The sequence below is a fragment of the Streptomyces yamdrokensis genome, from assembly GCF_053890455.1.
Window position 1 is genome coordinate 13,048 of the sequence record NZ_JBSSMB010000004.1, and the last position, 19,257, is coordinate 32,304.

19 protein-coding genes and 6 pseudogenes are annotated in these 19,257 nt (G+C 68.0%); 5 read left to right on the forward strand and 20 right to left on the reverse strand.

The annotated features are described in order from the left end of the window. Positions 1 to 2: 2 nt before the first annotated feature. Positions 3 to 799 (reverse strand): IS5 family transposase gene (locus ACWZEH_RS35230; protein ID WP_456200550.1). Its coding sequence is split into 2 segments (ribosomal slippage): positions 3 to 457 and positions 457 to 799, totalling 798 coding nucleotides; the frame shifts between segments, so codons are not numbered across the junction. A gap of 245 nt (positions 800 to 1,044) precedes the next feature. Beyond that, a complete protein-coding gene (locus tag ACWZEH_RS35235; protein WP_456200450.1) occupies positions 1,045 to 1,266 on the reverse strand; it encodes a hypothetical protein in 222 nt (73 codons plus the stop codon). Positions 1,267 to 1,474: 208 nt separating this feature from the next. On the opposite strand from ACWZEH_RS35235, the gene ACWZEH_RS35240 reads away from it, so the two are divergent. Then, positions 1,475 to 2,710: an IS701 family transposase gene (locus tag ACWZEH_RS35240; RefSeq protein WP_456200452.1), complete on the forward strand. Its 1,236-nt coding sequence runs from the start codon at positions 1,475 to 1,477 to the stop codon at positions 2,708 to 2,710. Positions 2,711 to 2,888: 178 nt separating this feature from the next. Here the strand turns inward: ACWZEH_RS35240 and ACWZEH_RS35245 are convergent, their stop codons facing one another. From ACWZEH_RS35245 to ACWZEH_RS35280, 8 genes and pseudogenes are all read right to left on the reverse strand, one after another. Beyond that, on the reverse strand, positions 2,889 to 3,236 hold the full coding sequence (locus ACWZEH_RS35245) for a DUF6191 domain-containing protein (RefSeq protein WP_456200453.1): 348 nt from the start codon (positions 3,234 to 3,236) through the stop codon (positions 2,889 to 2,891). A gap of 51 nt (positions 3,237 to 3,287) precedes the next feature. Further along, positions 3,288 to 3,586 (reverse strand): annotated as a pseudogene (locus tag ACWZEH_RS35250) (transposase); the annotation flags it as partial. A 147-nt stretch (positions 3,587 to 3,733) separates the two neighbouring features. Then, a pseudogene (locus ACWZEH_RS35255) lies at positions 3,734 to 3,871 on the reverse strand (IS630 family transposase); the annotation flags it as partial. 45 nt (positions 3,872 to 3,916) lie between these two features. After that, positions 3,917 to 4,903: a helix-turn-helix transcriptional regulator gene (locus ACWZEH_RS35260; RefSeq protein WP_456200455.1), complete on the reverse strand. Its 987-nt coding sequence runs from the start codon at positions 4,901 to 4,903 to the stop codon at positions 3,917 to 3,919. Positions 4,904 to 5,196: 293 nt separating this feature from the next. Beyond that, positions 5,197 to 5,691 carry a hypothetical protein gene (locus ACWZEH_RS35265; protein WP_456200457.1) on the reverse strand — a complete coding sequence of 165 codons (495 nt, stop codon included), beginning with the start codon at positions 5,689 to 5,691 and terminating at the stop codon, positions 5,197 to 5,199. 155 nt (positions 5,692 to 5,846) lie between these two features. Beyond that, positions 5,847 to 6,240, reverse strand: a pseudogene (locus tag ACWZEH_RS35270) (transposase); the annotation flags it as partial. Positions 6,241 to 6,349: 109 nt separating this feature from the next. Beyond that, positions 6,350 to 7,357: pseudogene (locus tag ACWZEH_RS35275) on the reverse strand (IS30 family transposase); the annotation flags it as partial. 675 nt (positions 7,358 to 8,032) lie between these two features. Then, on the reverse strand, positions 8,033 to 8,923 hold the full coding sequence (locus tag ACWZEH_RS35280; protein WP_456200459.1) for an alpha/beta fold hydrolase: 891 nt from the start codon (positions 8,921 to 8,923) through the stop codon (positions 8,033 to 8,035). 87 nt (positions 8,924 to 9,010) lie between these two features. On the opposite strand from ACWZEH_RS35280, the gene ACWZEH_RS35285 reads away from it, so the two are divergent. Beyond that, positions 9,011 to 9,487, forward strand: a complete 477-nt coding sequence (locus tag ACWZEH_RS35285) for a MarR family winged helix-turn-helix transcriptional regulator (protein WP_189845467.1) — start codon at positions 9,011 to 9,013, stop codon at positions 9,485 to 9,487. A 334-nt stretch (positions 9,488 to 9,821) separates the two neighbouring features. Here the strand turns inward: ACWZEH_RS35285 and ACWZEH_RS35290 are convergent, their stop codons facing one another. The 4 genes from ACWZEH_RS35290 to ACWZEH_RS35305 all read right to left on the reverse strand — a co-directional run bounded on the left by ACWZEH_RS35290 (position 9,822) and on the right by ACWZEH_RS35305 (position 12,446). Further along, the gene (locus ACWZEH_RS35290) at positions 9,822 to 10,655 is read right to left on the reverse strand and encodes a transposase family protein (RefSeq protein ID WP_456200461.1); all 834 of its coding nucleotides are present in this window, start codon (positions 10,653 to 10,655) and stop codon (positions 9,822 to 9,824) included. A 72-nt stretch (positions 10,656 to 10,727) separates the two neighbouring features. Further along, a complete protein-coding gene (locus tag ACWZEH_RS35295) occupies positions 10,728 to 11,183 on the reverse strand; it encodes a hypothetical protein (RefSeq protein WP_456200463.1) in 456 nt (151 codons plus the stop codon). Positions 11,184 to 11,255: 72 nt separating this feature from the next. Next, positions 11,256 to 11,741 (reverse strand): WapI family immunity protein, encoded by a 486-nt coding sequence (locus tag ACWZEH_RS35300; RefSeq protein WP_456200465.1) that lies wholly within the window; start codon positions 11,739 to 11,741, stop codon positions 11,256 to 11,258. A gap of 294 nt (positions 11,742 to 12,035) precedes the next feature. Next, positions 12,036 to 12,446 (reverse strand): hypothetical protein, encoded by a 411-nt coding sequence (locus tag ACWZEH_RS35305; protein ID WP_456200466.1) that lies wholly within the window; start codon positions 12,444 to 12,446, stop codon positions 12,036 to 12,038. A 347-nt stretch (positions 12,447 to 12,793) separates the two neighbouring features. On the opposite strand from ACWZEH_RS35305, the pseudogene ACWZEH_RS35310 reads away from it, so the two are divergent. Further along, a pseudogene (locus tag ACWZEH_RS35310) lies at positions 12,794 to 12,919 on the forward strand (transposase); the annotation flags it as partial. A gap of 38 nt (positions 12,920 to 12,957) precedes the next feature. Here ACWZEH_RS35310 and ACWZEH_RS35315 read toward each other — a convergent pair. The 3 genes and pseudogenes from ACWZEH_RS35315 to ACWZEH_RS35325 form a co-directional block, all read right to left on the reverse strand. Further along, positions 12,958 to 13,224: pseudogene (locus ACWZEH_RS35315) on the reverse strand (hypothetical protein); the annotation flags it as partial. Positions 13,225 to 13,261: 37 nt separating this feature from the next. Next, positions 13,262 to 13,795 (reverse strand): pyridoxamine 5'-phosphate oxidase family protein, encoded by a 534-nt coding sequence (locus ACWZEH_RS35320; protein WP_456200468.1) that lies wholly within the window; start codon positions 13,793 to 13,795, stop codon positions 13,262 to 13,264. 722 nt (positions 13,796 to 14,517) lie between these two features. Beyond that, positions 14,518 to 15,003: a hypothetical protein gene (locus ACWZEH_RS35325; RefSeq protein WP_456200469.1), complete on the reverse strand. Its 486-nt coding sequence runs from the start codon at positions 15,001 to 15,003 to the stop codon at positions 14,518 to 14,520. On the opposite strand from ACWZEH_RS35325, the gene ACWZEH_RS35330 reads away from it, so the two are divergent. Continuing rightward, positions 15,002 to 15,727, forward strand: a complete 726-nt coding sequence (locus ACWZEH_RS35330; protein WP_456200471.1) for a tyrosine-type recombinase/integrase — start codon at positions 15,002 to 15,004, stop codon at positions 15,725 to 15,727. The genes ACWZEH_RS35325 and ACWZEH_RS35330 overlap by 2 nt on opposite strands. 93 nt (positions 15,728 to 15,820) lie before the next feature. Beyond that, positions 15,821 to 15,997, forward strand: a complete 177-nt coding sequence (locus tag ACWZEH_RS35335) for a hypothetical protein (RefSeq protein WP_456200473.1) — start codon at positions 15,821 to 15,823, stop codon at positions 15,995 to 15,997. A 92-nt stretch (positions 15,998 to 16,089) separates the two neighbouring features. Here the strand turns inward: ACWZEH_RS35335 and ACWZEH_RS35340 are convergent, their stop codons facing one another. The 3 genes from ACWZEH_RS35340 to ACWZEH_RS35350 all read right to left on the reverse strand — a co-directional run bounded on the left by ACWZEH_RS35340 (position 16,090) and on the right by ACWZEH_RS35350 (position 18,562). Continuing rightward, positions 16,090 to 16,446, reverse strand: coding sequence for a hypothetical protein (locus ACWZEH_RS35340; RefSeq protein ID WP_456200474.1), 357 nt, complete (start codon positions 16,444 to 16,446; stop codon positions 16,090 to 16,092). Between the two features lie 574 nt (positions 16,447 to 17,020). Next, positions 17,021 to 17,326, reverse strand: a complete 306-nt coding sequence (locus tag ACWZEH_RS35345) for a hypothetical protein (protein ID WP_456200476.1) — start codon at positions 17,324 to 17,326, stop codon at positions 17,021 to 17,023. A gap of 516 nt (positions 17,327 to 17,842) precedes the next feature. Beyond that, complete coding sequence (locus ACWZEH_RS35350) at positions 17,843 to 18,562, reverse strand: IS6 family transposase (protein WP_456200478.1); 720 nt, start codon at positions 18,560 to 18,562, stop codon at positions 17,843 to 17,845. Between the last annotated feature and the right edge of the window lie 695 nt (positions 18,563 to 19,257).

Here is a 19,257-nt window from a genome sequence, read left to right on the forward strand (position 1 = left end):
TCTCATTTGGTGAGTCGGCGGTAGCAGATGAGGGTGCAGGCGATGCTGGTGAAGGCTAGGAAGTGCTCGGCTTTGCGTTCGTAGCGGCGGTGCAGTCGACGGCAGCCGGCAAGCCAGGCCATGGTGCGTTCGATCGTCCAGCGGTGCCGGCCGAGTCGTTGGGAAGACTCGATGCCTTTGCGGGCGATGCGGTGGCGGATTCCGCGCGTGCGGAGCCAACGTCGCAGGTGGTTGTAGTCGTAGCCCTTGTCGGCGTGGAGCTTGGCGGGCCGGCGTCGGCGCGGTCCGCGACGGGAGCGGATCGGCGGGATGCCTCGCACGAGGGGTTCGAGGGCTTGACTGTCGTGCAGGTTCGCGCCTGAGATGCCGATGGACAGGGGCAGACCGGTCCGCTCGGTGATCAAGTGGATCTTCGACCCTTTCTTGCCCCGGTCTACAGGATTCGGACCCGTCAGCTCCCCCCTTTCAGGGCCCGCATGTTCACCGAGTCGATCGCACAGCGAGACCAGTCCAGCTTGCCGCGTGCACCCAGTTCGTCCAGGACCAGGCGGTGCAGTTTGGCCCAGACCCGGGCCTTGCTCCACTCGCTGAACCGCCGGTGGGCCGTCGGCCCCGAGGGCCCGAACGACGGAGGCAACTGCCGCCAAGTACAGCCCGACGTGGCCACGAAGATGATCGCCGCCAGAACTTCACGGTCTCCGTACCGCCGGCGGCCACCGCCCTGCGGCCGCGAGGGAGCGGGCGGCACCACCCGCTCGAACAGTTCCCACAACTCATCTGGCACCAGACGCTCAACGATCCCCACGACGCCAGACTATCGAACAGACCAAATGAGACGACGTCTTAACAGGAGCCACCGACACGGACCCGACCCCAGAAACAAAGAAGCACCTCGCCGGAAGCGAAGTGCGAACGTGGATCCCTCACTCGGAGGCTATTCAGTTAGTTCAGAGAACCCGTAGTCGGTGACGTCGGGGTCACCAGGCACGAGATTCTGCGCGATGTCGAGCAGCCATCGCTCATCGATGAACAGAGTCAGCGGCATCAGGCTGCGTGGCTGCTGGATCCGTGGCCGAAACGGTCGGCGAAAGCCTGCCCGTGCTCATCGACGAAGGCCTTCGCGCCCTCGAGGAACCTGGTCCGCGCAAGGTCATCGGTCAGCCGGCGGCTCGCGTACTGGTCAGGGTCCTCGTGCCCAGTGGCGGCGCGACGCTGCAACTCTTCGTACGTCTCGTCGTCAATCACGATGCGAATCTCACGGGCCATGCCCCCACGGTAGCGGGGATCGGTGCTCAGCGGGACGGGAATGCCTGCCTCTAGTACTCCAGCCGTAGTTCGGTATCTGGGCTGGTCAGCGGCCTGGTGGCGTGGAGTGTAGCGGGGGCGCCGGGTGCGCGGGAGGAACTTTGCCACCGCGCCCACGAACGAGTGCCTGTGCCGCATGCCTGTGAGCGGGTCCGAGCAATCCCTCGGCATGCTCAACGATGCGCCGACGAGCGCGTGGGACCGGGAACTCGAAGAACTCTTCCTGCGGACCGGGAGCCGCTTCACCCGGATCGAGCCCCGGCAGCGGATGCGGGACTACGTACGCGGCCTGCTCGCCCCGGTCGACCGCAAGAACGGGTGGCAGCTCGCCGAGTGGGCCGGCCACGCCACCCCGGACGGCCTGCAGTACCTGCTCTCCCGCAGCCGCTGGGACGCCGACCGTGTCCGCGACGACCTCCAGCAGTACGTCGCCGACCAACTCGGCCATGAAGACGGTGTTTTGATTGTCGATGACACCGGCTTCGTCAAGAAGGGGATCACCTCCGCCGGAGTGCAGCGCCAATACTCCGGCACGGCCGGGCGGACCGAGAACTGCCAGATCGGCGTGTTCGCCGCCTATGCCACCAGTCGGGGACACGCCCTCGTCGACCGTGACCTCTATCTGCCCAGGTCCTGGACCGACGACCGCGACCGCTGCCGGGCCGCCCACATTCCCGACGACCGTGCCTTCGCCACCAAGAACGACCTCGCCCGCGACATGATCCGCCGGGCCCATGCCTCCCCACTCCGGTTCCGGTGGGTCACCGCGGACGCCGCCTACGGCCAGGACAGCCGCTTCCGCCGCTTCCTCGAAGACGACCTCAAGCTCCACTACGTCGTGGCCGTCCCCAAGTCCCAGCAGGTCCACGGCCCGCGCATCGAGGACCGCATCCGCCGCGAGGCCCCACCGGAGGCCTGGCAACGGTTGTCCGCCGGCCCCGGAGCGAAAGGTGAGCGCTCCTACGACTGGGCCGGCGCCCTCCTGCCCGTCGTTGAGGAACGCGACGGCGACAAGCCCACCCGCAGACGGTGGATGCTGGCCCGGCGCAGCATCAGCAAGCCCGACGAGATCGCCTATTTCCTGGCCAGCGCCCCGCTGGACGCCACGCTCGCCGACCTGGCCCGGATCGCCGGATGCCGCTGGAAGATCGAGGAATGTTTTCAGTCCGCGAAGAACGAATGCGGCCTCGACGAGTACGAGGTCCGCCGTTACACCGGCTGGTACCGGCACATCACCCTCGCCATGCTCGCCCACGCCTTCCTCGCCGCCATGGCCGCCCAGGAACGCGAAAAAGGGGCCCCGACGACGACACTCCCGACCTCGTGGACCTCACGCCGGCCGAGATCCGCCGTCTCCTGGCAGCTGAACCCCCGCACCGCCCCACACGCCGCGGCCACACCCTGAACTGGTCACGGTGGAGACGACGCCACCAGGCACGCGCCCGCCAGAGCCACTACGAACGACGCGGCTACCTATTCGCCGGGGCGCGGTGGCAAAGTCCGTCCCGCGCACCCGGCGTCCCCGCTACACTCCACGCCACCAGGCCGCTGACCAGCCCAGCTACCGAACTACGGCTGGAGTACTAGGACGCGTCGTGCCTGCTCGCGCGGCCCTGCCCGGGGCAGATGAACGCCTTGCCGGAGTCGAGGTCGACAGAGTTGGGCGGTGCACCGGAGTCGGCGTCGTCTCGGAGGACGAGTTGGCGTTCCCGCTCTTGTTGGACGTGTCGCTGTGATGGATGGAAAAGCTCGCCCCATGTCTCAACAGCCGACGCTCCCCCACCGCCATGCTTGCGCCGACGCCAGCCGACCCACGCGAAGAGGGCAAGCCAAAGGGCGATGACGATACCGCCAATTGTAAACAGCAAAGGATGTCGTCTCCCGGACGCCGACGTTTGTATGCCGACAATCTGCTGACCACCGGGCAGCATGTCGATTACCCGGCCAACGATGCGAGCCGAGCCACTAGCGACACGTGCTGATCACAGCCACTCGTTCATGGCCGCGATGAGGACGGTCGCCTCATAGCGAACCGCGAGCTTGTCGTAGCGGGTGGCCACAGTCGGTGACGGTTGAGGCGGTGGATTCCGGACCCGACCGCGTAGCGCTCGCGGTAGTCGCTGAGGTCGAAACGTGGCGGCCGGCTGCCACGGGAGCCGAGTTTCCTGCGGTTGCGTGACTGGTCGGCCTTGTCCGGGATGGTGCAGCGGATTCTGCGACGGCGCAGGTAGGCACGGTTCTTGCGGGAGGCGTACGCCTTGTCGGCGCGCACTCGGCCAGGGCATGGGGCAAGGACGGGTACAGGGGCATAGGACGGTCTCCCAGCAGGCCATCGACAGGGTCTGGCCATCCCACCGCACACCGCTGACATCACGGTCAGTCAACTCTTCACGGAAGTTGAGCCAGAACCGCGAGACGTGAACGAAGCCGGTCTGCCGTCGGGCCGGGCGGCGCGGATCGACTTCAGCGCGACCGGGCTGTCGAGGGTACCTTCGCGGCGGCGGTTGACGCCCCACGGCCGGTCTTCGCCGACGGAGCAGCAGCCGTGGAAGCAGACCACGCCATGGGCACCGCTTCGGCTGGGAACATTGCATGGACCGTGCTTTGGACCCTATCCGGATTCCGCGGTGGGCCGGGACGGGGTACGACGCTGTGGTGCGGATACGGCCGGCGCTACGTCCGGCGAGTAATGACGGGCAAAGAGAGCGGCGACCAGATCACGCCGGCTGCGGACGCCCGTCTTGTTGAACACCGCCTTCAGATGGTCCTGGACCGTGTATGGCGACAAGCCGACATTACGGCTGATGTCGGCTGTAGACTGCCCCCGCAGTACCAGGGCGGTGATGTCCCTCTCACGAGGGGTCAGTCCGTATGCTGCGACGATCAGCGCGATGTGCTCGGCGGGACCGGCCTGTTCGACAACGACGGCGGTGCGGGCCGAGGTCGTCGTGGGTTCGTCCAGGCGCCAGGCGTGCAACCGCACCCGGCCATGCCTGCGACTGTGCATCCACGAGGTGTGGGAGGCCGCGGCCCCGGGAGCCTGCACCGCCGCTGCCACCGCATACACGGCGGGAGGCAGTCCGTGGCCGTGGCCACCGGACGGTACGCCGTTGGCATGAGCCAGGTCGTCGAACCACATGGCCACGGTGGGCGTCACATGAACCACCTGATGGTCACCGTCCAGCAGCGCCAGTCCCGGCGCCACCGCCGAGGCGCTTTCCTCGGCGAGCCGTGTCAGGTGCAGCCGACGCAGTGCGGCTCCCAGCGGCTGGACCAGCGACGCCGCCACAGCCAGGTCCGAGGAGCCGAACGGGGGTACGTCGTCTCCGCGGCCCATGACCAGGGCGCCCCATGCCCCGTGGCGGTCCCGCAGCAGCACACGTAACTCGTCGCGGAAACCCAGGGGTCGCATGATGTCCCGGTACCGGGGACTGAGGTCGAGGTTTCCGCTCGTCTCCCGGCTGAGCAAGCCCACCGGCGTCGGTCTGGCCGCTAGATCCGACAGGTCGTTGGCGTCCCCCTCGCGGTACTCGATGTCGAGCATGCGCGGCATCATGGCGGACGGCAGGCCGTCCCGATAGTCACCGCCGGTGTTCATCAACGTTTGCGGATCCACGGTCACACAGGCACAGACGTCGAACCTCAGCACAGGCTGTATGACCCGCTTCACCGTTCCGAAGAAATCCTCGACGTTCCGCGCGGACTGAACCCCCCGCGCCGCAGCGTCCCCGATCCCGCCGACCCGCGTTACTCCCCCGCAGCGCCTCATGGTCCGAGGCTAGCGTGTACCGCGGTTCCCGGGCCCGGTTTGCGCAGGTGGCTGTGCCTCCGCTTACCGTGCCCGGGAATCGCGTGTGTTCCGAGGCGCGCGACCGACGCCCCAATACGGCGTCAGCGGTTGTTGTGCAGGACGAAGTTGAGCTTCGCCCAGTCCTTGCCGCCGTTCTCCCCGTTGCGGAGCGTGATCTCGCTGACCGTCGAGGTCTGTCCTGCGGGGACGTAGCGGTTGAAGTGGTACTCGGCGTCGAGGTCGGTGTTGGTGTCGTTCGTGCCCTCGTAGAACTGCAGGGTCACATGGATCATGACTCCGCCGTTGGCGTCCGTCTCTGCGGATACGTGCTTCTCCACACGGATCTCGCCCCCGCACGTGGTTTCCCACCACACCGACGGCGTGCGGACCTCGTTCACCCAGCCCTCGGAGGCGACGTTGCCGCTGCAGTACGTACCGGCGGCGAAGATGCCCTCGTCGTCGCGGATCGTATAGGTCCCGGTCAGGGCGATGTTCCGCCATACAGAGGCCGTGACCGCGTTGCCCGCCGCAGACGGGGCCGCAACAGCAGCCGGAGCCCCCGCCACCGTCAGACCAGCGGCTGCTGCTGCCAGCATCCCGATGGCTTTTCTTCGTATGGACATCTCTTTCCCCTCATTGTCGTCACCGAATGCGCCGAAGGCAGCTCATCGCCATCGGCCGGATAAAGAGTGCCGTGGCCGGTCGGCATATCCCATCCCAGACAAGTGGGGGGTGCCTCTTATGTATTTCGTCAAGGCGCCTGGGTTCGGGTTGGGACGGTTCGACTCGCTGGGGTCATGGCGGCGAGTTCGACGTCCTTGGGGACGCGGGGTTCGTAGAAGGTGCCGTCGCGGAGCATGGCGAACAGGACGCTGATGTGTTGGCGGGCGAGGCGGAGAAGGGCCTGGGTGTGGGTCTTGCCGCGGGCTCGCTGGCGGTCGTAGTAGGTGCGGGAGGGCCGGGGCGGCGTTCATGCAGGCGAAGGCGGAGAGGAACATGGCGCGTTTGAGTTGCCGGTTTCCGCCCCGGGGTGCGTGTTCGCCGTGGATGGAGGTCCCGGACGACTTCGTGGTCGGGGCGAGTCCGGCGTAGGAGACGAGGTGGGCGGCGATGGGGAAGCTGGTGCCGTCGCCGAAGGTGACCAGGGGGATCTGGCCGGCGATCCGGGCCAAGGCGATGACCGAGGGCGGCGAGGTGCTCTTCGCCGACCAGCTAGTCAGCCACTCCCGCACTGCGGGGGAACCTCAGTTTCGCCATGCTGAACTGCTTGTGGCGTGCCATCTCGCTGCCCTGGTCCCAGGTGAGGGAGCCGCGCAGGTGGTCGGGCAGGGGCTGGATGGTGCGGACAAGGCCGTCGCGGACGGTCTCGGCGTCGTGGGCTCCGCCGGGCAAGTGGACCAGCAGGGTGTAGCGGGTGCTGCGCTCGACCAGGGTGGCGATCGCGGAGCGTCCGCCGGCGCCGATGATCAGGTCGCCTTCCCAGTGCCCGGGCACGGCCCGGTCCTCGGCGGCGGCGGGACGGTCGCTGATCATCACCATCGGGTCGATGAACCGTGGGGTGCGCCGCTGGGGGTCCCGGCGTGGTTTGCGGCGGGTCCGGCCGGACCGGATGGCTGCCTGCACTTCCCGCTTCAGACCGCCGCGGGCCTGGAAATACAATGCCTGGTAGACCGTCTCCACGCTCACCCGCATGCTCTCGTCGTCGGGATGTTCTCTGAGGAGAGCGTGGCAGATCTGTTCCGGTGACCACCGTCTGCGCAGTCCGTCCTGGACGAAGCGGCGCAGCCGGCCCTCGCGCAGCAGCTTGCGCTCCTTGGGCCGGGGCCTGTGTGCGGCGGCCGCCCGATGGGCCGCGTAGGGCTGGTAGCCCTCGGCGCCGGAGTTCGCGTCGATTTCCCGCTTGACCGTGCTCGCCGGCCGTCCCAGGGCACGTCCGATCGCCCGCAGCGAACGGCCCAGCGTATGGAGATCACGTATCTGTTCGCGCTCGGCCAGTGTCAGAAACCGCGGGTGCAGGTGCTTTTCCAGGGCTTGCAGGCCCACCGGTGCTGTGGTCACGCCGCCCATCGTGACGGTCCCGGTGGTGTAGTCGACACGGCGGCCGTCGGCGTAAGTGCGCGTGGTGCCGCTCTTCTTGACGCCCCAGTCCCAGTCCTTGGCCGTGCGCTCGTTCACACCGACCTGCCGGGCCGCCACCCGGCGTGCGACACCGGCGGCCCGAAGCCGCTCGTACTCGTCCCGCCCGGGGTGCCGGCGCGGCAGGCGCACCGAGCTCCGTCCGGCCTTCCGGGCCCAGCAGAAGGCAGTGTTCCGGTTCACCCCCAGCTCACGCGCCACCACGGTCACGTTCCCCACGGCATCCAGCCGCGCAAGGAAACGCTCCCTCAACCCCGCAAGATCATCACGTCCAACGACCACGGTCCTCGCAACTCCCACAGATCGCGGGTGTTGCGAGGACCGATAGAACCCAAGGAGGAGCGGGGCCTTCTGTCTTGCTACTTGTCGGAGGGCTCGTCGTTCCCCGAACCGCGCAGGTCATGCCACTCGTCGATGGTGCGGCCGATCTGCCGCATCAGCTCACGTAGCTGCGCGAGAAGTAGAAAGAACAGGCCGAAGAGCGGGTCCGACCGGAGTACGCCGGAAACCTGCCGTAGGGCAGTGATGCATCGCGCTGAGCCGGGGATTTTCCTGTCGCATTGATGTTCGTTAAGGTCGTCGCCGCGCGGGGGGCTTTGTCCGGTTGATGGTCGCGGGTGGTGGTTTCGTGGCGTCGATCGAGCGGACGGCGTATCCGCGGTTGAAACACGCGGTGTCGGCACGGGAGTTGCCCACCTCGGCAGCACGAATCCGGGAGGCAACGGCGCTGCCCCGGCTCGAGGCCGCGTCAGCGGCAGGCCGGAGAGGGCACGGAGAGTGGCGGTGCAGGGACTCGGCCGTTCAGCGGCTCCGGTCGACGCGGTCGACGAAGTCGCCGACCGCGGTGGTGAAGGCGGCGGGCGCCTCCTGCGCGACGAAATGCCCGACGTCCGGGATCGTGACCGCGGTGACGTCGCCGGCGACCTGGCGCATCGTCCGCTCGGTGAAGGGGGCGTTGATGCCGTCGACGGCGAGCACGGGAACGGTCAGCGGCCGCGACTCGGCCAGTGCCTGCATCCGGTCGCCGCCGGTCAGGGAGGAACGGTAGAGCCCCTCGGTGCCGCGCCAGCCGCCCGGCCGCGCGTAGGTGCGGGCGAACTCGTCGAGGTCGGCCTCGGTGACCCCGCCCGGCACCATCGTCATCACCGAGACGGCCCAGTCGAGCATCACTCGCTCGCGGCCGGCCAGGAACAGCTCCGGAATTCCCGGGGCGGCCAGGAACCCCACGTGCCAGGAGCCGCCGTTCCTCACGTCGGCCAGCATCTCCCAGCCGTACCCCGGAAGGGTGGTCTCGACGCCGGTGAAGCTGAGGACGTCGCCGGGGTGCGTGGCCGCGAACGCGAAGACCGGCCCGCCGCTGATGTCCTGGCAGGTCACGTGCACGGGCCCGACGCCGAGGTAGGCGACCAGCCGGTGCAGGTCCTCCGCCATGGTGGCCAAGTCGTGGTCGCCGTCGGCGATGCCGGAGTCGCCGAAGCCGCGCAGGTCGACGGCGAACACCCGGTGGGTGGCGGCGAGCAGCGGGATGACGTCGCGGAAGGCCCACCAGGACTCCGGCCACCCGTGCACCAGCAGGATCGGGGAGCCGGTGTCGCCCGCCGAGACGTAGTGCAACGTGGTGCCGTTGACCTCGGCGGTGTGGTGCGTGACGCCCGCCACGGCGGGCGAGGCGGTCACGAAAGAGCTGGTCATGCGATGACTCCCAAGATAGACAATCAGGTTGACTGTAGTGTTGGTCAACCTGGTTGTCCAGGTCAAGGGAGGATCTAGACTGTGGTCATGTCCTCACGATCCGGCGCCGATCTCGCCCTGCTGCTCCTGGGCAGCTATCGCAATCTGGTGGACGAAGTGGTCCGGGAGCTGGCGACCCGGGGATACCCCGACGCCCGGCCGTCGCACGAGTACGCGATCCGGGCCATCCGAGCCGGCGCCGACAGCGCCTCGGACTTGGCCCGCAGACTCGCCATCACCAAGCAGGCCGCGGCGAAGACGATCGCCGCGCTCGTCGAACGCGGGTACGTCACCACCGAGACCGACCCCGCCGACAGCCGCCGCAAGAACATCCGGATCACCGATCACGGGATCGGGCTGATCACCGAGGGCACGGCGATCTTCGACGAGGTGCGGGCCCGCTGGGAAGTGCGTCTGGGCGCCGCCGAACTCGCCGAGTTGGAAACGCAGCTCGCCCAATTCGTCGGCGACTCGCCCATCAACCTCGACGCTCCGGGCTGGGCGGCGGGACAGGAACTGCGCTAGCGGTCAGCCGAGGGTCGTGGTCGGCCGGTCGGCGCCGCGGCCGGCGGCGCGGGAGTGGTGCGCATCAGGTGGGGTCGGTGCGGTGAAGTGGACCGGTTGAGGGCGACGCGTTTCTCCTTGACCTGAGCCGAGGTCAAGGAGAAACACGACGGGCGCGCACCGAGTGGATGCGCGGCATCGCCCCCGTCGATGTCGCGCACTCCCACACGATGCTGTCCACTCCACCGAGTGAGCCTCCGCCAACCTGAAAGTCCCTGGTCAGCAGGGCTGGTGTGACTGTGTTCCGGGGTACTCGTGCTGATCGTGGGCGGAAGTCTTCGTCGTAGATCGTCTGTCAGCGGTTGATCTCGAGGTTCGTCAGGACGAGCAGGGCGCGCAGGAGCTGGGTGGCGTGGGCGGGGTCGGTGCGGAGCTTGGTGAGGATCCGCCAGTTCTTGAGGTGAGCGAAACCGTGCTCGACCGGTGCGCGTCCGACGGCGAGTACGCGGTTGGCCTCCTTCTGACCGGGAGTGAGCTTGTGGGTGCGGCTGGAGTGGTAGCCGGTGACGATCACGGGGTCGAGTACGTCGTTGTTCAGGCCGCGAAAGCCGAGGTCCGCCAGCGCTCCGAGACCGGCGGCGTGTAGGTGGGCCAGAATGTGGTCATGGCGGGCCGCGGTGTTGTCATGGGTGCGGCCGGGACGGGCGGCAGAGATCCAGACCAGGCGGCCTCTCTCGTCGGTGAGGGCGAGGAAGTGCAGACCATGATGGCGGTGCTTGCCGGAGTAGTTCTTGCGGTCGTCCTTCCCGGTGCGGCGCTGGGTATGGACCAGGGTGCCGTCAATCAGGACGACCTCTCCACCCTGACGGGCGATCTTCTTCAGCGCGCGGTCCAGGCGCGGAGCCTGCACGGCGAGGAGAGCGATCACCTCGTCGCGCCAGCGACGGACGGTGGACTCGGAGACGTTGTTGCCGCCGGCCATGTCGACCAGGCGCTGGTCGTGGCGCAGTACGGCCAGGACGATCACCGCGATCTTTCCGGGCGGCAGGATCCGCCACCTGGACCCGATCGCCTTCAGGTGACGCCGCAGCAAGTTGGCGAGGTGGTTCACGGTGCGCGTGGACAGCGACAGACGGCACTGATAGAGAAGCGGGAAGGTGCTCTCGGTGTGCTCTTTGGTTATGGTCACACATTTCCAACAGCCACCGGGGGCACCCCGGTTACGGCCGCTCAGCACCGCCCGCGGGCAACGCTTCCATGGTCACAGCCGGGTGGTGAACCGTCCGTCGGGCTGTTTCCGCAGCCAGCCGCGGTCGGCCAGCCTGATCAGTTTCCCGCGCAACGGCTCCAGCTTGCTCTTCACGCCGATGTCCACCCCCAGCACTTCGCCGACCTGCCGGGCCTTGACCGGGCCGGCGGCCTGCCGCACGACGGAGAGAATGCGCTGGTAGTCCGGCGGAAGCATGGTCTCCTCCACATTCGCCGCACGGTGCGGGATGACCATCACCGTCCGGCCGCCCACCTGCCCAGGGACCGGCGCGAACACTGCCCGTTCCTCGGCGATCTGCTCGCTCATCCGTTCTAGGATCTTCTCAGCAACGGCGAGCTCATCGCGCTCGGCCCGGACCTCTATCAGCTGCTTGGCCAGCTGCTTTTCGAGCTCATCCAGTTCCGCACGCCGCGCGGTGATCCGTTCCAGCAACTCGGGGTCCAGCATGCACCGGATCGTAGAGGGTCATCCAGACCCAGCCGGTGGGAATTGGCTGTACGGGGATGTCGGGCGTCTGGATCAGCGGGGCGGGAGGAAAGCCAGAGAACGGTCCCACTGATCAGCCGCGCGAAGCAGCGCTACGGCGTCCAACCTGACCTCTACAACGTACTGGTAGATGTCAGCCCCGTCCTCACCCTGTTGCCACGGAGGCGCCGACTCCAGAGACAGATGAAATCGAATCACCGCGGTCCCACCTGCGATTCGATTGCCGAGGCTGAAAGCCAAGACCGGCTCGATGAACGACAGGTCCGGCGACAGCTCACCTTCGGCATCAGGTTCGGTGACGTCCACCGTCCCCGCGGCCACCGCGCGCAGCCACGCGGATACCTGGCGGGCCTCATCGGTGAGCAGACACGGATCGGCGAAGAACCAGTTTCCCTCAGGAGTCATCACCGTGCCGTCAATGACCAGCCAGTTGTCGTCGTACGAGTCGCCCCGAACGGTGGCGAACTGATAGCGCACTGGGCAAAGGTCGACACTGCTGGAGCGATCGTTCAGGAGCACGGAGCCAGGATGGCATGCACCGGCCAGCAGGACGAACTGTGTTTCCCAGCCCAGGTGCACGGACCGGAGCGCTGTTCCGGACCCCGCTTCGGAGACAATCCCGACCTCTGGCAGACGATCTTCTCGATGGGCTCCCGCCCACAAGTAGCGTGAGCACCACGAAAGCCGGTCACACCAGCCCTGCTGACCAGGGACTTTCAGGTTGGCGGGGGCTCAGTGGATTCCACTCGGTGGAGTGGATGCCGGGCATCGTCGGTGCGCACCACGGCATCGGGTGGGCGGCATCGGGTCCACTCAGTTGCCGGCCTCCCGGCCGCGGTGCGGTCCGGGCTCCTGCGGGCGGTGCGCCTGCTGGTCGTCCTGGCGCACCGGCCGCACTCCATCGGCATCGTCCTGTTCGGCATAGCGGTCCGCGCGGGTGCGGGAGGCGTCGGCCGCCTTGGAGAACGCGTCCTGGAGGTGGTGCAGCCGCTCGGTAGTGAGATCGAGGGCTTCCACGTCCGTGCGGGACTCCCTCAAGGCCCGCAGCGCCGTCATGTCGATCGCCTCCCGGCGTCCGGCCTCCGGCTCCTGGTCGTCGCGCTCGGGGTCGGCGGCCGCGGGCGCGAGCAGCTGCTCGGGTATCGCCGCCTGCTGGTGCGCGACGACGTCGTACGCCCGGCCCCGCACGCGGGCGGTGGTGGTGGTGCGCAGCTGCTCCCGCACCACCGCACCGGCGAGGACAGCTCGCTCGTACTGCGGCGGGAGGCGGGGTATTTCCCACTCCCCCGTGTCCTGGCTCGGGGGCCGGGGCGCAGCCGGCTCGCCGGGATCGGCCGGGGGTTGCCGGTCCGGGTCGGGTGCGGGGGTGGGTGGGCGGCGCCGGGCGGGGGGTCGGACAGTGCCCACCGGGCGGTGTAGAGGCGGTAGTCGGCCTCCAGGCCGCGCACGGTCTTCGGCTCGCTGATGTCCAGGCAGTACGTGGAGATGGCGGCGGCCACGATCTTCTCGTCCAGGCCGGGGTCGCGGCGGCGGCCGCGCAGGACGAGGGCAACCTCGCCGCCCAGACCTTCGACGAACTCCTTCGAGCGGTGAAACGCAAGCTGAAATCACTCCAGTACCGGCCCGACATCATCGACGGCTGCCTCGCCGGAACCGGCCTCAACATCGAAGCAGCCCTGACCGACAACACTAGTTAAAGATCAGTAGTTAAAGATCAGTAAGCAGGTGATGTTGTTCAGGCCAGAGCCCCGAGGCCGGTGACGCGGTTCTCGTACTCGCGGCGGGCCTTGCGCTGTGCCGAGGCCGCCGGGATGCCCTGGCCGCCGTCGAACGGCTGGCAGCGGGCAAGGAGCTGGCGGTGGACCGCGGGCGCGGTGCTGACGCGCAGGGTGTAGCCCTGGCCGCGCCGCACGGTCACGCCCTGGTCGAGGGCGGCCCGCTCGGCGGGCTCCAGCTCGGCGGCGCGGAGGAATTCGGCGACCTTGCCCGGCATGTCCGGCGTCGAGGATCAATCGAACCGTGGTTGGCGCTGAGATTGATCATGGGTTCTGCCGGGATGATGGCCTGAGCTTGTCGAGGTCGGGGGCGTAGACGGTCATCCAGTGCGGGTTCAGCCGGTAGTAGACGACCTCGCGGTTCCAGTCGAAGGCGTCGTCGTCGTAGAAGTCCTTCAAGTAGGCGAGAAGTTCCTGCCAGTCGGCCGTGGTCGCGGCGTCCTCGGGGTTCATCTCCTCCACCGTGCCGTGGGTGAACACGCCGAGGTCCTCGCCGCGCATGTGAGCGACGCTGGCGGCCGGACGGGCCGCGAGATGACGGGCCTTGGCGGCGTTGCGCGCCGTGCCGAAGTGCCACCGGCCGTGCAGGAAGTGCCCGTCGGCGCCGCTGATCCGCGGTTCGCCCTTTGCGGTCACCGTGGAGAGGGCGAGCGTGCACATGCCGGTGAGGACCCCGGTGAGCTGCGCCGCCGTGATGGTGCGGCCCTCGACGATCGAGCGGAGGTGTGCGGTCGAGCCGGAGAGGGAGGAGTCGAGGAGGGACTGGAGCTTGTCGAGTTCTTCTGGGGTTTCGCGCATACATCCATCGTCGGCCGTAAACCCGACACCCTCTGTCGCTATTGATGAAGCAGCGGTGAGGTTGCTCCGCGCGGGTTGGGGGTGCCGTAGTGGTAGGAGTCTGTGATCAGGTGACCTGTAATCGAGGGCTTGCACTGCTTCCGATTACTGTGAGTATCTGTCAGGGCGGCCTCGGGGAGCCCTTTGTGTTGCGGTGTCGGGATCGATGTCTCGGTGCCGTAGCCGCGCGCGGACCCTCTCCCACCGCTCAGCGGGCAACTTCCACCCGATCGCTGATCCCGTGTCGCTTGCGGAGAAGGAGACTCCTGATCCCGTAGGCCCCCAGATCTCTGCGGAGATGGTGTGCGGCACGAGGGTGATGAACCATTCGCGCTGCCGTTCGTCCGTCAGGTCCAGGACTACGGCGGTCTCCCCTTCCCGAGCCCCCGTTGCGTCGGCGATGGCGGTGAGGGCGGCCTGGGCATCCGAAGGCCAGGGGAGGTCGGAAATGAGATCAATGTCCGTCGAAGCCGCGTCAGGTGCCACCTCCCGGATCACCTCTTCCACCACTGTCCGCGCTGTTTCGGGGGCGGTGCCTTCCAGAAGGAAGAGGTCAAGCGGACGTGGCCTCTGGCCACCGTGGCTTCCAAAGGGCCGCGCGAATTCGGTGAGTGCGCGCGTGAGTGAGCGTTTGGCGGACATGAGGCTGCTGTCTCCTCCGGTGAGGTTCTGCGCGGATCGTTTCATCGGGTGTGGTCGCCGGGTGCGTACTTCTTCCAGGTCCCTCCGGCTTGGGCGGCGACGGCCTCGGTGTGGACGGCGTGGTAGCCGAGCACCCCCGCGATCACCGATGGCGGCGCCTGGAGGACGAGCTGCCGCAGGGTGGCGGTCCGGCCGTGGAGGGTGGGGACGCCTGCGGTGGTCAGTCGCTTGCCCAGGGTGGCGGGGTCCATGGGCTGTCCGGTCCTGCGTCCGGGGAAGAGCCAGTCGCTGGCGGGAAGAGTGCAGCCTGGCCGATTCGGGCGTCCGTCACGTATGTAGCCGAGTAGTAGTTTGGCAAAGGGCTCGGGAACTGGTGTGGGCGGGGCGCCGAGGAGGAGCGCGACCTGGTCACCGTCGTGCTGGACATCGTGGACGGTGAGCCGGACCAGCCGACGGACGGGCTGGGCATAGAGGAGGATCAGGGCTGCCGCGATCCGTTCCATGAGCGGGAGATCGTCGCTGGTCATGATCTTGCGGATCAGGGCGATGCGGTGGTGCTGGCTGATCGGGGCCGGGTTCTCCGTACGGATCGTGGGGACGCCGCCTGCCCCCCGCAAGGCCGCCCCCGCCACTCCCGACGCACTGCGCGAGATGCTCGCCACCCTCGACCGCACCACGCTCGCCGGGCAGCGGGACGCCGCCCTGCTGCTGCTCGGCTACGCCTGCGCCGCCCGCGTCTCCGAGCTGACCGCGCTCGACCAGGCCGACGTCGTCGACACCGAGGACGGTCTCCTGGTCAGCGTCTACCGGCGCAAGCTCAAGCGGCACGACGAGGTGGCCGTGCCCTACGGCTCTCACCCGGGCACCTGCCCGGTGCGGGCCGTCCGCGCTCTGCTCGCCACCCTCTCCGTCGAAGGGCGCGCCGCCGGGCCGCTGTTCGTCCGCATCGACCGGCACGGCCGCATTGCCCCGCCGATGACCCGCCACGGGCGCACCATCGGCGACCCCTCCGGCCGCATCACCCCGACCGCGGCCGCCGCCGTCGTCACCCGCGCCGCCACCGCCGCCGGGTTCGAGGGAAAGTGGACCGGTCACAGCCTGCGCCGCGGGTTCGCCACCGCCGCCCGCCGCGCCGGCCACACCCTCGAGCGCATCGGACGCCACGGCGGATGGGCCGACGGCTCCCGCGCCCTGCTCGGCTACCTGGAGGAAGGCGACCGCTGGGAGCGCAACCCCATCGCCGGCCTCTGACCCCGCCCCGCCCACCACACCGGAGGAACCGCCAAGGACGCCACCACCTAAACCGACCACAAGGGCTGCACCCTTTCCGAACGCGTCGTCGCCGTGCATTGGTACGGAGACCCCGTCACCCCCGCAGAGCGCGCGGCCGCGGAGCAGCTGCTCGCCGTCCTGCTCGCTGCCGCCGAACAGCACGGGGTTACCCTCGAGGACTTCGACGCTGTGGTCGACCTGCCCGGCGGCTGCCTGGACGTCGTGCTGAGCAAGCACCGCCGCCCCTGACCACCCGCACCACCGGAGAGCCCGCAGCTACCCCGGCCGCGGGCCCTTCCCATGCCGGCCCTGTTCTCGAGAGACCCAGGCCGAGTTAATGGTTACGGTTCTGTAGGTGCTTCCGCAGGTTGTGGCTGTGCTCCTGGTGGCGGATCTGGTGGTGGTTGAGCTGGTGCAGTGACTGTTGGGCTGCTCAGCTGCTTGTAGCTGATAATTGCCTGGATTCTCTGCTGGGGGTCACTTATCTCTTTCAGGCTCATTGTGAACACTTCGTCAATCGTGCTCCCTTTTCGTTGCCTGGAATGTTCGAGCAGCATGCCGGTGAGGGGAAGGCCGAACGTCGTTGCGGCAAAGAGAGCCATGATGAGCCACCAAGGCGCGCCTCCGAGGGCGCCGGCGAGTGCCGCGGGGACGCCGGTCAGAAGGCCCGAAAGCGGGCTGAAGAGAGAGGTGTTCACGCGGCAGCGCCCTTCTGGCACGCAGCGGCGACCGCGCCGCCTCGTGCCTGACACGCCAGGCCGAGGCCGGCAGCAAGCTGACAGGAGACGGCACGGCCCCACCTTGCGATGAGGGCACGCCAAGCGCCGGATTCGCCAATCAGGGCGGTCCGGTGCTTTGTGGTGGAGCTGGTGTTGAGAGACTGGCCGGTGCGGCCACTGCCCTCGGAAGTTACTTCAGATTTTTTGCGAGGGGGGGAGTTTGATCCGGTTTTTGGGCAACCTGGTCTTAGGTTAGTCCCTAATAAAAGGAGGGAGTGCCCTCATTTTTTTCCGGTTCAAGCTCTCTCTGTCTCTCCTCTTGATCTTCTCGCGCCACCTCGGGCCCAGGTGCTTCTGGGCATGGCGGGGACGCCCCCAGTGTATGGCAGACCGAAGCTGGTGTGTACCCCCAACCGAGGTTTCCCGTGGAAGGCGTCGGCCCTTGAGGGGGATCGGAACGGGACAGTGAACCGCTCGACCAGGGGGATAGGCGCGATCTCGCAGGTGAGGTAGCCCGGCAACCTCCACCGGTTGCCGGGGCTTTGTGCGTTCGTCAGTCGACGAGGTAGTGGGCTTGGATGTAGGCGACGGTGGAGTCGTACGGCTCCCCCACCGGCTTCAGGACGTGCCGGCGGAAGACCGCGGCGGTGGCGCGGCGCACGCCTCGGTTGCGGGCGTCGGCGTTGTCCCATGACCGGGCGAGGGTGCGGGTGACCACCTGGTCGATCTCCTCGGCCGGGTTCCTCTCCGTGACGGTGAGCCCGGACGGTGCGTGGTCGTGGATGATCCGCGACAGGACGCCCACGTGGTCGTCGTCCAGCACGATGACGGCTTCGGCGGGATGCTTCTGGGCATCCACGATGGCGCGGGCGACCCGGAGCGCTCGGACAGGAACGCCAGGGCGTCCTGGGCATTCTGGATGAGCCGGTCCCGCAGCTGCTTGATCCGCTCCGCGAGGGCGGTGTACTTCGCGGAGCCCGGCTCGACGCCCTTGTCGAGGGCGGCCTTGATGTGCTCCAGGATCTCGGTCGCGGACGGCGGCATCTTGTCCAGGCTGTCGTCCTTGCCGGGCGTGGGGCGGACGAGGGCCAGCAGCTCCTTGAGTATGGCTGTGCCCTGGGCGTCCAGGACGAGGGCTTCCTCCTGGGAGGCGACCACGGAGAAGGAGTGGACGTGGGCGTTGATGATCTCCAGGACCATCGGCCCCAGCTCGTTCAGCCGCTCCTTGCGCTCCTCGTCGGAAGACTTCTTGAACAGGGTCGTGTACACGGACCCGAACAGAGCGAAGCCGTCCCGGTGGCGCTGTCATGTTGTTGGGTACGTGGGTATCTGACGTGGTGCCAGGGTGTGGCTGGCTCAAGCCTTCAGTCCTGATTCAAGCTGCGGTGGGCTGGCCGACGGTGCCGGTGATCTGGTCCCAGATCGCGAAGCGGAGGGTCATCTCGGCCCGGTAGTCGTGTGCGGTCATCAGGTGGCGGCGGGGCCGGAAACGAGGGGAGATGCCGCTGAACGCCGATAGGAACCGCTGCGCCCCGCCGACGGAACGGAAGCCCTTCATTGCCCTTTCACGCTGCCGCGTGGGCTGGTGGCTGTTCTCTGCCCGGTTGTTCAATCCCTTGTGACAGCGGTGCTCGACGGAGGGCATGACCTCTCGGTGGGCGGCGCGGCAGGAGCGCAGCTTGTCGGTGACGACCACCCGCGGCACCACACGCGTCTTCTTCATCAGGTGGCGGAAGAACCGCCTGGCGGCGGCCTTGTCCCGCCGGTTCTGCACGAGGATGTCGAGGACGTTGCCGCCGGCGTCGACGGCTCGCCACAGATACTTCAGCTCGCCGTTGACCTTGATGAACACCTCGCCCACATGCCTTTTGTCCCCGGGCCGGGGCCGGCGGCTGCGCAGTCCGTTCGCATACGCCTGACCAAACTTGGCGCACCAGCGGCGCACGGTCTCGTGCGAGACGATGACGCCGCGCTGCAGCATCGGCTCCCCCACCTCACGGAACGACAGCGGGAAGCGGAAGCACAGCCACACGCAGTGGGAGACCACCTCGACCGGGTACCGGTGCCCCTTGTACGACGGCGACGCACTGTCCACGGACGATCCTTCCCAGCGTGATCAACCCGAAGATCATCCCAGGCCGGTCAGCCAACGTGACAACGCCCATGACATAGATCTGGTACGCCTGGACCAGGTGCTCCGCCCAGTGCTCGACAACGATGAACAGGAGTAAGCGCAGGCCGAGTTGATGGTGGCGACCGTTGATGGAGTCGATTCCTCCCCGCAGCGTACGCGGTGGCGCTCCCGTGCTGATGGCCATGCTTGAACCTCCACGGTCGGGGAATCGTGGCTCATCACATCAGGCTCGCGCGGGGGCTTCTTCCTCCGTGCTCTTCACGAGGACCGGTGCGCGGACACCCGCGTGCTGCCGAGCGGCTCGGCGCCGCGCCTTTGGTGTGCGCTACGCCGGCCGCCCCGGCCCCCGCCGGGCAGATGCTCCTGCTCAGCGGCTTGATCGCGGGAGGACCGATTGTCCTGTCCCCGCACCGGGCCGGTGGTCCGCCCATGACACAGAGGCGTTTCCGAGGCCCGGCGCAGAGTTGCCACCGACGGTCCGGTTCACTAGCTTCCTGGCATCAGGAGGCCCTGTCGCCCCGCGGCGCGCCGCTCTCACCGGCCGCCCGTCTCCCCCTTTCGGAGGAAGAGCCGTGCCCCACATCGCACTGGATAACGACCTCCCCGGAATCAGCGGCCTGACTGACGGCCCACTGTCCCGACACCGCCGCGCCGCT

Bases quoted from the DNA above. Each gene is read 5' to 3' on its own strand.
- ACWZEH_RS35320 (WP_456200468.1), bottom strand. From the start codon at position 13,795: ATGCGCGAAACCCCAGAAGAACTCGACAAGCTCCAGTCCCTCCTCGAC.
- ACWZEH_RS35280 (WP_456200459.1), bottom strand. From the start codon at position 8,923: ATGACCAGCTCTTTCGTGACCGCCTCGCCCGCCGTGGCGGGCGTCACG.
- ACWZEH_RS35330 (WP_456200471.1), top strand. From the start codon at position 15,002: ATGATCTTGCGGATCAGGGCGATGCGGTGGTGCTGGCTGATCGGGGCC.
- ACWZEH_RS35295 (WP_456200463.1), bottom strand. From the start codon at position 11,183: ATGCTGGACCCCGAGTTGCTGGAACGGATCACCGCGCGGCGTGCGGAA.
- ACWZEH_RS35260 (WP_456200455.1), bottom strand. From the start codon at position 4,903: ATGAACACCGGCGGTGACTATCGGGACGGCCTGCCGTCCGCCATGATG.
- ACWZEH_RS35245 (WP_456200453.1), bottom strand. From the start codon at position 3,236: ATGCTGCCCGGTGGTCAGCAGATTGTCGGCATACAAACGTCGGCGTCC.
- ACWZEH_RS35325 (WP_456200469.1), bottom strand. From the start codon at position 15,003: ATGACCAGCGACGATCTCCCGCTCATGGAACGGATCGCGGCAGCCCTG.
- ACWZEH_RS35240 (WP_456200452.1), top strand. From the start codon at position 1,475: ATGCTCAACGATGCGCCGACGAGCGCGTGGGACCGGGAACTCGAAGAA.
- ACWZEH_RS35235 (WP_456200450.1), bottom strand. From the start codon at position 1,266: ATGGCCCGTGAGATTCGCATCGTGATTGACGACGAGACGTACGAAGAG.
- ACWZEH_RS35265 (WP_456200457.1), bottom strand. From the start codon at position 5,691: ATGCTGGCAGCAGCAGCCGCTGGTCTGACGGTGGCGGGGGCTCCGGCT.
- ACWZEH_RS35285 (WP_189845467.1), top strand. From the start codon at position 9,011: ATGTCCTCACGATCCGGCGCCGATCTCGCCCTGCTGCTCCTGGGCAGC.